Source organism: Chryseobacterium sp. CH21, from assembly GCF_004119445.1.
Classification (GTDB): Bacteria; Bacteroidota; Bacteroidia; order Flavobacteriales; family Weeksellaceae; genus Chryseobacterium.
In genome coordinates this window covers 40,671-54,956 of sequence record NZ_QICI01000069.1, presented here as the reverse complement: position 1 = coordinate 54,956, position 14,286 = coordinate 40,671, and the positions used below count along the sequence as shown (strand labels likewise).

Genomic DNA, 14,286 nt, shown 5'->3' with positions numbered 1-14,286 from the left:
TACTTTACGAAAGTAATCTTTAAATATCTTAAATTCCCTGTTTCTTAATTATTAAAAGCACATTCTCCTTTGAAAAAAGAATACGACATACTTGTAATCGGCAGCGGATTGGGAGGTCTTGTTTCAGCTCTTATTTTGGCGAAAGAAGGTCTGAAAGTATGCGTTCTGGAGAAAAATAACCAATACGGTGGAAATCTGCAGACCTTTTCACGGGACAAACTTATCTTTGATACTGGTGTTCATTATCTCGGAGGTTTAAGCAAAGGCCAGAATCTGAACCAGTTCTTTTCTTATCTTGAAATCATAGATGATCTTGAGCTGCAGCTGATGGATGTAGACGGCTATGACAGAATCAGTTTCGGAGACGAGGAAATAGAATATCCACACGCACAAGGCTACAACAACTTTGTAGAACAGCTTTCCAAATACTTTCCGGAAGAAAAAGAAAACCTTGAAGACTACTGTGAAGAGATTCAGTATGTATGCAGCCAGTTTCCAAGATACCATGTGGTGGGAAAAGACAGCTACAACGAAGAAATTCTGCATCTTAACACCAAAAGATTCATAGAATCTGTTACTCATAACAAAAAACTTCAGTCGGTTTTACTGGGGTCCAATTTTTTATATGCCGGAGATTCTGAAAATGTTCCTTTTTATGTACATGCTTTAACGGTAAACTCTTATATCCAAAGTGCTTATAAATGCGTAAAAGGAGGAAGCCAGATTTCTAAACTTCTCATCAGAAAACTTCGTGAATATGGAGCTGAAGTACACAAGTACTCGGAAGTTTCTGATTTTGTTTTTAATGAAAATAATGTACTGGCTGCTGTAAGAACAAAAGCAGGAAAAGAATACGCTGCAAAACAATTTATTTCAAATATTGAGATCCGTTCCACCATTAAGCTGATAGGAGAGGAAAGACTGAAAAAGTCTTTTTTGAATAGGGTGTTAAGCTGGAAGCCGGTTTCATCATGTTTTAGTATTTATCTGGTTTTACAGCCTAAGAATCTTCCGAATTTCAATTACAACAGATACCACTATTCATCGGAAGAACAGGTCTGGAATGCATTCCGTTACAGCAAAGAATCATGGCCGGAAACGTATATGCTTTCTTCCACGCCCTCTAAGCATCATCCTGAATTCGCAGAAAGTCTTACCGCTATTTCTTATATGGATTTTGATGAGGTGAAAGAATGGGAAAATACTTTCAATACCGTAGCAGACGAACATGAAAGAGGAGCCGCTTATGAAAGATTTAAACTTGAAAAAACAGAAAAACTGCTGGATGCGCTGGAGAAGAAAATTCCTAATCTAAGGCATGCTATTAAAACGATATATACTTCTTCTCCCTTGTCTTACAGAGACTATATCGGGAATTTTGAAGGAAATATGTACGGATACATGAAAAGCTCGCAGAATCCACTTAAAACAATGGTTTCTCCCCGTACCAAAATTGATAATCTGTTTCTAACCGGGCAATCTGTTAATATGCATGGGATTTTAGGCGTTACTATCGGAGCTTTCAATACCTGTGCAGAGATTTTGGGAAAAGAAACGATAGACATGAGGCTTACACAAATGATTAATAAAAATTAAAGTGAAAAAAACGAATACCTTTCATTCAGCCTATAGAAGAGCTCTTTTTTATCTTACTTTTTGTCTTTTCTTCACTTCCTGCGGAATATCGAAGTCTATTAAACACATTCCCGATGTAAAACAATATTCTGTAGAGGTTCCGGTAGTAACCCGGATCAACGACAGTACTTTCAGTTACAATCAGAATTATCTTACCAAAAATAAACAACAGCTCTGGGAACTCTATATAAAAGGAAATCCTTTGCAGCTGGGATATAATAACGGGGCATTGACACAAAGTCTGATGCAGCAACAGGAAGGTGTTTTCTTTTCAAAAGTGGAAGGTTTTGTACCGTCAAAATTCAGACAAAGATTGTTGAGAGGTTTTTTAAAATGGTACAACAGAAAAATGTACCTCAATGTAAGAGAAGATTATCAGGCCGAATTGTATGGTTTGTCACAATATTCATCCAGTCAGTATGATTTTATTGCTCCTAACTATTTAAGAAACCTTTATCTGCACGGAGCTCACGATATCGGACATGCAATGCAGGATCTGGCTATGGTAGGCTGTACTTCTCTTGCGGTATGGAACGAAAATACCGAAGATGGTGACCTGTTAATCGGAAGAAATTTCGATTTTTATGTAGGAGATGATTTTGCAAAAATAAACTGGTAGAATTTGTTCAGCCGGAGGAAGGAATCCCTTACATGTCTGTGAGCTGGCCAGGAATGATCGGCGTAGTTTCCGGGATGAATAAAGAAGGAATTACGGTAACCATTAATGCAGGAAAGTCAAAGATTCCTCTAACGGCAAAGACTCCTATTTCTCTTGTAACAAGAGAAATTCTGCAATATGCTAAAAATATAGAAGAAGCGATTGCCATTGCTAAAAAAAGAGAAGTTTTCGTTTCAGAATCCATTCTTGTAGGAAGTGCTGCAGACAAAAATGCAGTCATTATTGAAGTTTCACCTAAAAATTTCGGAGTGTACAGGGTACAGAATACCAGCAGGGTTCTTTGCACCAACCATTTTCAATCCGAAGCCTATAAAAATGACAAAAGAAATCAGAAACAGATTGAAGAAAGTCATTCCGAATACCGTTATGAAAAATTGCAGGAACTTTTGCAGGAAGAAAAAAAGATAACTCCGGCAAAGATGGCTTTCATTTTAAGAAACCGATCCGGCTTAAAAGATGAAAGTATTGGTTATGGAAATGAGAAGGCGCTCAATCAGCTTCTGGCTCATCATGCTGTTATATTTTCACCTCAGAAAAAACTGGTTTGGGTGTCTTCCAATCCTTATCAGCTGGGAGAATTTGTATGTTATGATCTGAATGAAATTTTTCCGGAAAAATGTGGGACAAAGCCTTCAGGCAAAAACAGAATTGAATATTGCAAGAGATCCGTTTGCCGATTCTGAAGAATTTGAGCACTATGAGCAATCTAAAATGTTGGGCAAAGAAATCAATGAGGCTGCTGAAAATAAAGACATTTTATTGTCAGATGATCTTATTCCTTATTATCAGTCTATGAATCCTGAATTTTGGCAGGTCTATTATCAATCAGGAAAGTATTATTTTAGAAAAAAAGAATATTCAAAGGCAAAAGCTGAATTTGAAAAAGCTCTGACGAAAGAAATTACAACTGTTCCCGACAGAAAAAATGTAGAAAAAAGCCTGAAAAAGACCTTAAAGAAACTGAAATGATCCCTAAATATATAAAACTGCTATTCTGCATTCCTGTTGTCATTATTATCTGTTATTCAGTGTATTTGTGTACCGTTTACAGCTCAATACCAGATACTATCGTGATTCATGGTTATGGAAATATGAAAGACAATTATGGTAGCAAAATATTTCTTGTATTCCCTGTCATTATGAACTTGTTCATTCTTCTATTTATTTGGTTGATTATCCGAAGACCGGATAAAATAAAATTTACGTTTGAAATCAATGAGAACGAAAGAGAAAAAACCTACCATATCACACAGCTGGCTTTGGTAATTATTGCGATATTTGTAACCATAATGATGACTCCATTGTCATTTTCTGATGTGGTTTATAAATAACTGATTATATGAAAAAACTTTTAACCCTGTTTCTTGCCGTATACTCTCTGTTGTCATTTTCTCAGGACAGAAAAGAAATCGGTAATACTTTCATCAAAGCTTTATTAATAGATAAAAACATAGAAAAAGCACATTCTTATTTTGATTCATCGGTAGCGGGACAGATTCCTGTGGAACAACTTAAAGCCGTTACAGAACAGCTTCAGGGGCAAATAGGAGGATTAAAAAATATCCTGGAAGTGAACAACGAAGGAAATATCTATTATTACTATACAGAATTTGAAAAAACAAAACTCGATGTTCAGCTTACTTTTAGTGAGGGTAATAAATTGCTGGGTTTCTTTTTAGTTCCTCATAAAACATTTGAAAAACCAGATGAGAAAACCACTCTGAAAATAAAAAGTGATGCTATTGAATTGAAAGGAACATTACTGCTTCCTCCCTCTAACAATAAAAAGAAGCTGGTTATTTTTGTTCATGGTTCAGGAGCACATGATAGAGACGAAACTATTGGAGAAAACAAGCCGTTTAAAGATATTGCAGAATATCTTTTAAACAACGGAATTGCTTCTTACCGATATGACAAAAGAACTTATACCTATCCGGAGTCATTCAATGAAAAGTCTACGGTAGAAGAGGAAACCATCAATGATGCAGTAAATGCAGCCAATTATTTTAAGAATAATGCAGATTTTAAAGGATATCAGATTATCATTCTGGGACACAGTCAGGGAGCTTATCTGATGCCTGAAATTGCAAAAAAAGCTCAGGCTTCAAAGTATATTTTTATGGCTGGAAATGCAAGACCACTTCAAGATCTTTTGGTTGAACAATATGAATATCTTCACACTTTGGATCCCACAAAGGTTCCTGCCGAAGCTGTTGAGGAAATAAAAAAGCAGGTCGCATTTTTAAACTCATCCCAATTTAATTTGAGTTCACCGGCACAAGAACTTTCTTTGGGACAGCCTGCAGCATACTGGCAATATTTGAAAAATTACAATCAGCTTAATGAGGTGAAGAAAATCAAAGATCCTATGTTTTTTGCACAAGGGGGTAGAGATTATCAGGTGACTGAGAAAGATTTCAACCTTTGGAAAGAAACATTGAAAAATAATAAAACGGCTGTATTTAAATGGTATCCTTTGTTAAGTCATTTATTTATAGCTGGTTCTGGGAAACCTTCTCCAAAAGATTACGAGACAAAAGGAAAAGTTGACAAACAATTTTTAAAAGATCTTACACAATTTATTTTACAATAATTCTTAAACTTATTTTAAGAGGTTGATGTAAAATGAATGTATTTATTTAGTTTATTTGATTTTTTTGAATATATGTTGTAATTATTTGTAACATTTTAGATTATTTTCCTACTAACTATCAAATCTAACCTATTGATATTAGTTAAAAGTAATCTAAATGAAAAAAATTCGACTAAGTGTTAAGCTGTTGTTGTTTTGTTCTATTTTCAGCGTAAGTGCATTATCTGCGCAAAAATACGAACAGACAATTAAGGATTATGTTAATTCTGCTCAGGCATCATTTCAAGGAGTGAATCCTGAACTGAAAGCATTTAAAATCATTAATGTAGATCCTTCTAAGAGCTTAAATGGAGATGTTGTAGGGATACAACAAACGATTAATGGTATTCCGGTTTTTGGAAGTTCTGCCAACGTTTTAATCAGAGAGGGTAAAGTTTTAAACTTTGCGGATAGTTTTATTAAGAAATCCCCTTCTGCTATTAAAGGAAAGGAAAGTGGTAGAAAAGATGCCTTAGTGGCGAGTACAATTCAAAAACTGAATGGATTATCTTCCGTAAAGAATATTGACGGAAAAGAAACGCCAATTGTGGCTAATTCTGTTTATTTTGCAAAGGTGGAGAATTGATACTAGGGTATCAGTTCTATGTTGAAGAAAAAGGGACGGGTAATGTTTGGAACACTATCATAAGTACAGATGACGGCTCTATTTTGTATCAGGAAAATACAACTTTATCTTGTAGCTTCCATGATGAAGCTTTTGATCATCACTCTGAATCATTCGTACAGAATATTCCGGCCTCTTTACCTGCCAATATAGCTGCTGCAAACTTACAGACCCCTGCAAATTTTGTATTAGTACCTGATAATGCATCTTATAATGTATTTGCATTTCCAACAGAAGCACCTACATTTGGTGCAAGAACATTACTTACAAACCCATGGGATCTTACGGCATCTCCGGAAGGTTGGCATTCTGATGGGACTAATCATTATACGATAACAAGAGGTAATAATGCCTTCGCATATACTGACGAAAATAACACCAATTTACCACAATTCTCTCCTGACGGAGGAGCAAACAGAGCGTTTGATTTTCCTTTAGATATAACGGCTGCCCACACTACCTATACTTCAGCAGCAGTAACCAATTTATTCTACAACTCCAATAAAATGCACGATGTATTTTATAAGTTTGGATTTACGGAATCTGCAAGAAACTATCAGGTAAACAATTTTGGAAACGGAGGAGTAGGTAACGACCCTGTTCTTGCGGAATCAAGAGATGGCAGCGGTCTTAATAATGCCAACTTTAATCCTGGAGCTGATGGAACAAGCGGAAGAATGCAGATGTTTCTTTTTTCACCGAGTGGAAATGTAAGATATCTTTATTATAATTCACCATCTACTTATACCGCCAGAGCTCCGATAGCCACTACTGCGAATTTCGGACCTCAGATTATGGGAAATCCACCTGTAACAGGAGATCTTGCTCTTTCTACTCCAGCTGACGCATGTACTGCAGTTACAGCCGGAAGCCTTATCGGAAAAATTGCAGTAGTCAATGCTGCAGGATGTGGTTTTGCTGTAAAAACAAAGAACTTACAGACTGCAGGAGCAGTAGGGGTTATACAATATCACCCGTCAAGTAATACACCTATAGGGATGGGAGGAACAGATGCTACCATCACTATTCCTTCAATTATGGTAGGTATGACTGAAGGTCAGTTTTTAGTGAATGACCTAACTAACGGTATTGTAGGAAATGCAACAATAAAAACAGATGCAGTTTATAAAGATGCAAGTTTGGATAATGGAGTAATCAGCCACGAATATGGTCATGGTATCTCTAACCGTCTAACCGGAACAGGAAGTTCTTGTTTATCTTATATTTCATCTAATGAGCAGATGGGTGAAGGATGGTCAGACTTCTTCGCTTTGATGATGACAACCAGACCGGGAGATACTTCTACTATGGCTAGAGGTATGGGAACTTTTGCTTCAGGACAGGCTACAACCGGTGGAGGAATAAGACCTGCAAAATATTCACCTGATTTTGCGATCAATGATTATACTTATGGACGTACAAACGGAATGAAAATAAGTACAAGTATTCAGGGAATTCCTGTTACTGTACCGGACGTTCACAGTATCGGATTTATTTGGGGCTCAATGCTTTGGGATCTTAACTGGAAATATGTAGAAAAATATGGATACAACAGTAATGTTCTTGCAGATCCGAATAGTGGAAGCGCAAGAGTTTTACAGTTGGTAATGGATGCTCTTAAATTGCAGCCATGTAATCCTACATTTGCACAGGGTAGAGATGCCATTCTCGCTGCTGACCAGGCATCTACAGGAGGACAAAATAAATGTATGATCTGGAATACATTTGCTAAAAGAGGTTTAGGAGTAAATGCTTCTGCTGGAGCTCTTAACGGCTTGGAATTTGGTGCAAATCAGCCTTTAGCGGATATAAGTGATCAGGTAGAAGATTTTTCAGTTCCTGCAGAATGTTTATTGGCTGTAAAAGAAATCAACAACTCTAAAGGAATATCCATCTATCCAAATCCAGTAAGAAATGAATTCACGATAAAAACTCCATCCGATATGAAATTATCAGGAATTACAACGGTTTCTATTTATGATTTCACAGGAAAACTGATTTCACAGGAAAGCGTTAACCTTAATAAGCAAAATACAATCAGTGCTGAAAAGCTGATCAATGGAGCTTATATTGTAAAAGTCAATAATGATTCAATTGACTATTCTCAAAAGATTATTGTTTCCAAATAGGAATTATAATAACTAATTGTGATGAGCCTGGAACTTTGTTCCGGGCTTTTTTAATTGTTTTCCGGGCTTACTTTATTCAAAAATAAAAAAGCAGCCATACCTGCAACGGCAGAAAGTGTGGTACTTAAAATAAAACTGCCGATAATATATTGCAGAAGATTATTCTTAATCAGTTCAAAGTTTAAATCCTGACTTAAAATATCACTGTCACCACTTACAAATGGTGCTCCCAGAAACAGAGACGCTGCAATAATAAAAGGAATAAAAGGAGGAAGGCTCACATTGGAAGCTACAAATGCAAGTACTTTGTTGAGTTTGAACAATACAGATAAACTGATGACCAGAAGCGTCTGGAATCCCCAGAAAGGAGAAAGTCCTATAAAAACTCCCAGTGCTATAGAAAATGCTTTTGTACGGTTGCTTCCGTCACTTTCTAGGACATCTTCCTGGATGAACTTTTTAAAGCTTTTTTTTTGAAATTATTCAGGAAATTTCTCGGAATAATATAAAATAAAGTAATGGTTACCAGAATGGTATTCAGAATACTGATTCTTGTAAAGTCCTTGAAGGGCCTGAAATGCGAAACCCGCTCTGCCGGATCATACAAAACCTTGATCGGAACATTTTTTACCGGAACATGTCTCCATGCAGTTCTTACAATGATTTCGATCTCAAATTCAAACTTTGGGGTAAAATATTTCTTTGGAATTTTATGTAAAGGATAAAGTCTGTAACCGGATTGTGTGTCTTCCAGCTTGATCCCGGTTTCAAACCAAAACCAGAAATTAGAAAAACGGTTTCCGAAACTGCTTTTCTTAGGAATACCATCCTGAGACATATTTCTGTTTCCAATCAGAAGAACTTCTTCTTTTTCCTCAAGAAGAGCTTCTACAAATACAGGGATATCATCCGGATAATGCTGCCCATCCGAATCAATGGTAATGGCATGATCATATCCCGCTTTTTTTGCTTTTCTAAAGCCGATTTTAAGCCCGTTTCCTTTGCCTTTATTCTCCGGTAAGGAAATTACTGTAATCTGAGGATATTGAGATAGAATCTGTGGAGTAGAATCTGTGGAACCATCATTAACCACAATAATACTTTCGGTGTATTCGAGAACACCGTCAATAACCCTCTTCAGGGTTTTCTCATTGTTGTAGGTAGGTATTAAAACGCATATCTTCTTTTCAGAAATAACGTCTTGTACTTCAGCAAGGAACATTTTTTTATTTTAAAATGGCTCTTTCGGCCTCTGTAATGGTTTTAGACTGCATAGCAAACCTCTTGATATAGCCTTTTAAAGCTGTATTCTGTTTGCTGTAATTATTTAACAGGAAAGCTTTATCATCCTTCAAACTTCCACGGTATCCTACAATTTTTGGAATGTTTTCCTGAACGCTTAATCTGATCAGACGTAATTCTGCATTATTTGGATTACTTTTGATAACCGCTTCAAGACTTGTTGCTCCTGTTTTTACAAGAGCTTTTCTGTTGCTTTTGGCAATTTTGGCTTCCATAATCTTTGCTGCGGCCTTATATCCTACCGTTACTGCATCAGAACCGGATTGTTTGTCCGCTGTTTCAATGAAGTTTTGTGTATTACTATTAGATTCATTGGCTTTAGCATAGCTGTTTCTCAATGTTTCAAGATCAGACTGAAAGAAAAAAACAAATGCTGCAAAGAATGATAAGATTAGTTTCATGATGGTAATTTTTTATAGCTTACAGACAATTTCAATGCAATAGTCTCGCCAAAAGAAGTCGTGTTTTTTACTTTAACATCTTCTTCATTTTCAGCAATATCCAGTTGAAGTACCAGATCAGGTGTTTCAAAAGGATTGATAATCGCCATAAATTTTACATTCGAAGCTGTTTTCAGAAATAATTTTGAACCTGTAAATTCTTCAGTCAGTTCCTTAATAATCTGCATCATACAAACACCGGGAGTTACCGGATTTCCAGGAAAATGACCTTTGAAAATTTCATGGTCTTTATTAAGATGAATATGAGCAGTAAACTTTCCGTCTTCTGTCTTATCGTATGAGGTTAAAGTATAAAAATCTGTAAGAATGGTTTGCATGATCTTGTTTTTTAAGATTAAATGTACAATACACTTTGGGTTGAAACTATACTTGTATGCTGTACAGTTCTTATTCTGTTTCGGTTATCTGAAATAGTTTTATATTGATCTTAAAGTCTTTGTGCTGTAGATTTAAGCTATCTGCGAAGATAGGTCTTTTTGCATCAAAAGTGAAATCGATTTTTTCCTTGCCGTTTTTCGTATAGATAATTTGTTTCAGTAAATTATTTTCTTTGTTGAAAAACAGATAATAGCTTTTCTTTTCGATTTTTGAAAGATAGATGTTTGCATGATCATTTTCAAAGCTTTCATTGACCGGATATTTCCTTTTCAGAAGCTGCTGGAAGTCATTTTTCAGAAAGTTAATCACGATTTTTTTATCCAGGTCAGGAAGTACATAATTCAGTTTAAAATCATTGTCAGAAACCTCAAAATCAATCAGTTTATTTCCAAAATCTGAGGTTAAAGCGACGCGATGTGTCGTTTCATTCAGTTTTTTGATGATCAGAATTCCACTCACATGGTTTTTATAAATATCCATCTGGCATTTGTATACATAATCTTCGGTGGAAGAGAAGTATAAATTTTCTACCATCTTTTCAGAAGAAGAGACAGGCTTTGCTTCTGTTAACTGATACGACTTACAGGAAACAGTCAGGATCAGAATCAGGCTATAAAGAAAACTCTGACGCAGGAATGGAAGCATTGATCTTTGTATTTTTGAAAACAATATTCGTAGTATCCCCGGAAGCTTCAGTCATATTCACCTGGGAAACTGTCGACTGGTTCTTTGGGAAAAATAGTTCAATCTGCTTAATGTATTTCAACAGCTGCGATGTCTTAGGAATAAACTTCGCTACGTTGTAATTTCCGTTCTTAAAATAGGTCACAGTAAACTCCGGATCATTGAACATGGTTCCGTTTGAGCTTCCTACAATCAGTTTATTGATTTTTTCAAATGTTTTACTCTTGGCATCTACAGAAGATTTTTTCCCCTGATCATTGATGAAGATTTTATTGCTTTTAAAAACAATGCTGTATTGGTATGGCTTTGTGTATTTCCAGCTTAACATGTTGGGCGTCTGCAAAGACATTTTTCCATAAGTAACAATGCTTTTATCCAGGAAATCCATTTTTTTGGTCTGGGTAAAATCACTCTGTAAAGTCTTGATTTCTTTCGTATCTGAAGAAACCTTCGATACAAATGCTTTGGCTTCAGCTCCTGACATTGCGGTGTTTTGTGCAAAAAAGAACCCTGAAACCAGTAAGAATGCCCCGAAAGCAATATTTTTAATCATTTCTATTTGAATTTATCACTGTATTAACAGTAAAAGTTGAATATTTTTTGTCTTCCAAAAATACTAATAAATTGCTCAGTACCCGAAAGGTCTTTTCCGAAGTGTCATGAAGAAGGATAATACTTCCTTTTTTCAAGCCTTTGGTTACTCTGCTGTAGATTTTCTTCTCATCATCAATGATGGTATCCAATGATCGGACATTCCAACCGATGCTTATTTTATTTGTCTTTTTTATTGCTTTTGCAATATTGGGATTGGTCACTCCGAACGGAGGTCGGTAGAGATTAGTGTTGATATTTCCCACATTTTTCATGAGCTCATCACATTTTTCAATCTCCTCAATCATTTTTGAAGTCGATAAAAACCCTGTAGAATTGGAATGTGATAACGTATGATTTCCAATCGTATGACCTTCTGCAATAATTCTCTGAAACGTTTCAGGATATTTTTCAATCTGTTTTCCGATACAGAAAAAGGTGGCTTTTATCTGATGTTCTTTAAGCAGGTCTAAAAACTTTGGGGTAAATTCAGTAGGTCCGTCATCAAAAGTAAGAGCCACTTCTTTGAGTCTGGTCCTTTTATGAGTAATGCTGTTGACAAAATATCCCAGTTCAATATCAAATGAGCCCCAGACAACCACCACAGAAAAAGCAAAGAAACAAAACAGATACACCCAAATACTTCCGTGGAACGCATAAATAAAAGCGTTACAGAAAAGATAGAACAGGATGAAGGGATAATGTTTCATTGCTGATTATTTTATTGTTAAACTTCCTGGATTTATACCCATCTTGTCATTCTGAATGTAGCGGAGCGAAATGAAGAATCTATAATATAAAGCCGAGATTCTTCCTTCGTCAGAATGACAATAGCACTGCTATTATTACCTCTCGTAAATTAAGCATTTTCCAGTAATACCAAGCTGTGATCATTACCCGCCAGATGATTGTAAAGAAGGACATTCTTAACGCTCTCTTTTTTCTCAGAATTGATCATCATGATTTCCGGAATCTGCTGTTCCTTCAAGATATGAGAGGCTATAAAGGTTGAAAAACCACTTGCCGTATTGAATTCTCCACTCAAATGTTTGTAATACAGCTGTGCTGAATCCGGAAACAGATTCATGGCTTCTGTATAATACATATCTGATTGTGCATCTCCACTGAATCCTAAAATAATTGCATCAATATCATTATTTGAAAGATTGTTCTGAACTAAGAAATTCTGGATAAAATCCTTTACCTCATTCAATTCAACCTTATTGCTGATCTGGATATTTTTAAGCTTGGCGTAAGAGTTTTCAGTTCTATTTTTTCCTACTACAAAAAAGCTGGCACCTTCACCCCAGATCACTCCATTGGTCTTAGAATTCAAATAATCAGCAGGAAGATCTGCTTCTTTTTTTATTGTATTATTTAAGCAGTAAAGCTCCATTGTTCTGTCTGTCTGTTCATCTGTAGAACCTACCAGAACATTTTCTGCTTCTCCGTCATTGATCTGGAGCTGAGCATCCAGTAAGGAAAACTCCAGAGAAGAAGAAGTGTTTACATACGTGAAGTTATACGCATGGCATTGTAACCCCAGAGCAATTTGCCCTGCTACCGTATTGTGAGTAGATTGGATAAAAAAAGTAGGCGTAAGGAATTCTTCATGGTTGTCAATCACATTTTTCAGGAATTTTTCAGAATCCTGAGAGCAGCCCATTCCGGTTCCTACAATGATGGCATCCGGTTTTTCAATTCCAGCTTCTTTCAATGCGTAATGCGATGCTACAGAGCTCATTTTTACCGTTTTAGACATTCTTCTGATCATTGCAGGCGGAATGAACTCCTTGTAATTAGGTTCTATTGCCTTAATGATATTGGAAGAACTCTCAGAAGTAAGGTTCTGAAGAATATTTTCGTTTAAAGTGTCCTGAACTGAGATACAGGATGCACTGTTGATGTATACTGAACTCATGATTTTGAGAAAATTAAGGTTGAACAGTTTCCTCCAAATCCAAATGAGTTAGAAAGTACATGATTGATGTTTTTCTCTTTCAATTCGGTGACAGGAGTGAGATCAAACTCTTCCATTTTTGTTTTAAAATTCAGGTTCGGGAAGACCACGCTGTGTTGCATAGCTAAAATTGAAAATACAGCTTCAATTCCTGCAGCAGCGGCCAAAGTATGTCCTGTAAACGCTTTCGTAGAGCTGAATTCAGGAACTTTGTTTTCTCCGAAGATTCTAATCATAGCAATTCCCTCGGATAGATCGTTATTGGGAGTAGCCGTTCCGTGAACGTTGATATAATCTATACTTTCTTTTTCTAATCCGGAGATTTTAAGGGCTTGCTGCATCGCTAGAAATGCACCCTGTCCATTTTCTGAGGAAGCGGTCTGATGGTGTGCATCATTAGCATTTCCATATCCGGAAAGATAAGCAAGAACTTTTTTGTTTTCTTTTTTGACGATTTCTTCAGATTCAAGAACTAAGAAAGCGGCAGCTTCCCCAAGGTTAAGTCCCTTTCTGTTATTGTCAAAAGGAGTATTATAAGAATCCGTAAGAATCATCAGGGTATTGAAACCATTCAGCGTAAATTTTGAAAGAGAATCTGTTCCTCCTACAATAACACGGTCCAAAACTCCGTTTTTAATAAGTTTAGCCCCCATCATAATCGCGTTGGCTGCTGATGAACAGGCAGTACTGATAGTAGAAACCATCCCTTTTAATCCCAGATAATCGGCAATAGCCAATGAGGAATTTCCGGCATCATGAGCGTCAATATATTTTTGCTTTTCAGGAAAGTCTTCGTAAGAGTAGAAATACTTTTCAGTGATGTCCATTCCTCCCACGCTGGTAGAAGATATAAGCCCGGTTCTGCAGCTGTTGATATCTGAAATTCCGGCACTTTCTACAGCTTCTTTAGCAGCAACCATTCCCAATAAAGACGTTCTTGTGATATTATTGTCTTCATCAAGCTGAAGTTTTTCTGCAAGCGCTTCATTGGATAGTTTTATTTCACCTGTTTTAATGATTCCGGCATGACGGGTTTCAAACATTTTGATATCTGAAATTCCGTGTTTTCCGGATTGTAATGAAATAAAATTTTCCTCCACATTGTTTCCAATGGAGGAAATGATGCCCATTCCTGTTATGGCAATTTTTTGACTCATGGTATTCAATAATGTAACAATGTATCAATCTAACAATTTACCAATAATTGCTA

At 36.2% G+C, this 14,286-nt stretch carries 12 protein-coding genes and 2 pseudogenes; 6 read left to right on the top strand and 8 right to left on the bottom strand.

The features are described 5' to 3' along the window. Positions 1–69 precede the first annotated feature (69 nt). The 6 genes and pseudogenes from BOQ62_RS14785 to BOQ62_RS14760 all read left to right on the top strand — a co-directional run bounded on the left by BOQ62_RS14785 (position 70) and on the right by BOQ62_RS14760 (position 7,700). Positions 70–1,596, top strand: coding sequence for a phytoene desaturase family protein (locus BOQ62_RS14785; protein WP_129040680.1), 1,527 nt, complete (start codon positions 70–72; stop codon positions 1,594–1,596). Position 1,597: 1 nt separating this feature from the next. Next, positions 1,598–3,283 (top strand): annotated as a pseudogene (locus BOQ62_RS14780) (C45 family autoproteolytic acyltransferase/hydolase). Beyond that, positions 3,280–3,645 (top strand): hypothetical protein, encoded by a 366-nt coding sequence (locus BOQ62_RS14775; protein WP_129040678.1) that lies wholly within the window; start codon positions 3,280–3,282, stop codon positions 3,643–3,645. The pseudogene BOQ62_RS14780 and the gene BOQ62_RS14775 overlap by 4 nt, the downstream one beginning before the upstream one ends. Before the next feature lie 8 nt (positions 3,646–3,653). Next, positions 3,654–4,907: a DUF3887 domain-containing protein gene (locus BOQ62_RS14770; RefSeq protein ID WP_129040676.1), complete on the top strand. Its 1,254-nt coding sequence runs from the start codon at positions 3,654–3,656 to the stop codon at positions 4,905–4,907. 157 nt (positions 4,908–5,064) lie between these two features. Next, positions 5,065–5,532: a hypothetical protein gene (locus tag BOQ62_RS14765; RefSeq protein ID WP_129040674.1), complete on the top strand. Its 468-nt coding sequence runs from the start codon at positions 5,065–5,067 to the stop codon at positions 5,530–5,532. Then, positions 5,529–7,700: a T9SS-dependent M36 family metallopeptidase gene (locus BOQ62_RS14760; RefSeq protein WP_129040672.1), complete on the top strand. Its 2,172-nt coding sequence runs from the start codon at positions 5,529–5,531 to the stop codon at positions 7,698–7,700. Before BOQ62_RS14765 ends, BOQ62_RS14760 begins: the two co-directional genes overlap by 4 nt. 50 nt (positions 7,701–7,750) lie before the next feature. On the opposite strand, the pseudogene BOQ62_RS14755 reads toward BOQ62_RS14760, so the two are convergent. The 8 genes and pseudogenes from BOQ62_RS14755 to BOQ62_RS14720 form a co-directional block, all read right to left on the bottom strand. Further along, positions 7,751–8,922, bottom strand: a pseudogene (locus BOQ62_RS14755) (DUF2062 domain-containing protein). A 4-nt stretch (positions 8,923–8,926) separates the two neighbouring features. After that, positions 8,927–9,403: a hypothetical protein gene (locus BOQ62_RS14750; protein ID WP_129040670.1), complete on the bottom strand. Its 477-nt coding sequence runs from the start codon at positions 9,401–9,403 to the stop codon at positions 8,927–8,929. Beyond that, a complete protein-coding gene (locus BOQ62_RS14745) occupies positions 9,400–9,780 on the bottom strand; it encodes a 3-hydroxyacyl-ACP dehydratase (protein WP_129040668.1) in 381 nt (126 codons plus the stop codon). Before BOQ62_RS14745 ends, BOQ62_RS14750 begins: the two co-directional genes overlap by 4 nt. A 70-nt stretch (positions 9,781–9,850) precedes the next feature. Further along, positions 9,851–10,486 (bottom strand): hypothetical protein, encoded by a 636-nt coding sequence (locus BOQ62_RS14740; RefSeq protein ID WP_129040666.1) that lies wholly within the window; start codon positions 10,484–10,486, stop codon positions 9,851–9,853. Continuing rightward, positions 10,452–11,078: a LolA family protein gene (locus BOQ62_RS14735; protein WP_105702395.1), complete on the bottom strand. Its 627-nt coding sequence runs from the start codon at positions 11,076–11,078 to the stop codon at positions 10,452–10,454. The genes BOQ62_RS14740 and BOQ62_RS14735 overlap by 35 nt, the downstream gene beginning before the upstream one ends. Beyond that, a complete protein-coding gene (locus tag BOQ62_RS14730) occupies positions 11,071–11,826 on the bottom strand; it encodes a polysaccharide deacetylase family protein (RefSeq protein ID WP_129040664.1) in 756 nt (251 codons plus the stop codon). The genes BOQ62_RS14735 and BOQ62_RS14730 overlap by 8 nt, the downstream gene beginning before the upstream one ends. 149 nt (positions 11,827–11,975) lie before the next feature. Next, complete coding sequence (locus BOQ62_RS14725) at positions 11,976–13,037, bottom strand: beta-ketoacyl synthase N-terminal-like domain-containing protein (protein WP_129040662.1); 1,062 nt, start codon at positions 13,035–13,037, stop codon at positions 11,976–11,978. Beyond that, on the bottom strand, positions 13,034–14,233 hold the full coding sequence (locus BOQ62_RS14720; RefSeq protein WP_129040660.1) for a beta-ketoacyl-[acyl-carrier-protein] synthase family protein: 1,200 nt from the start codon (positions 14,231–14,233) through the stop codon (positions 13,034–13,036). Before BOQ62_RS14720 ends, BOQ62_RS14725 begins: the two co-directional genes overlap by 4 nt. Positions 14,234–14,286 lie beyond the last annotated feature (53 nt).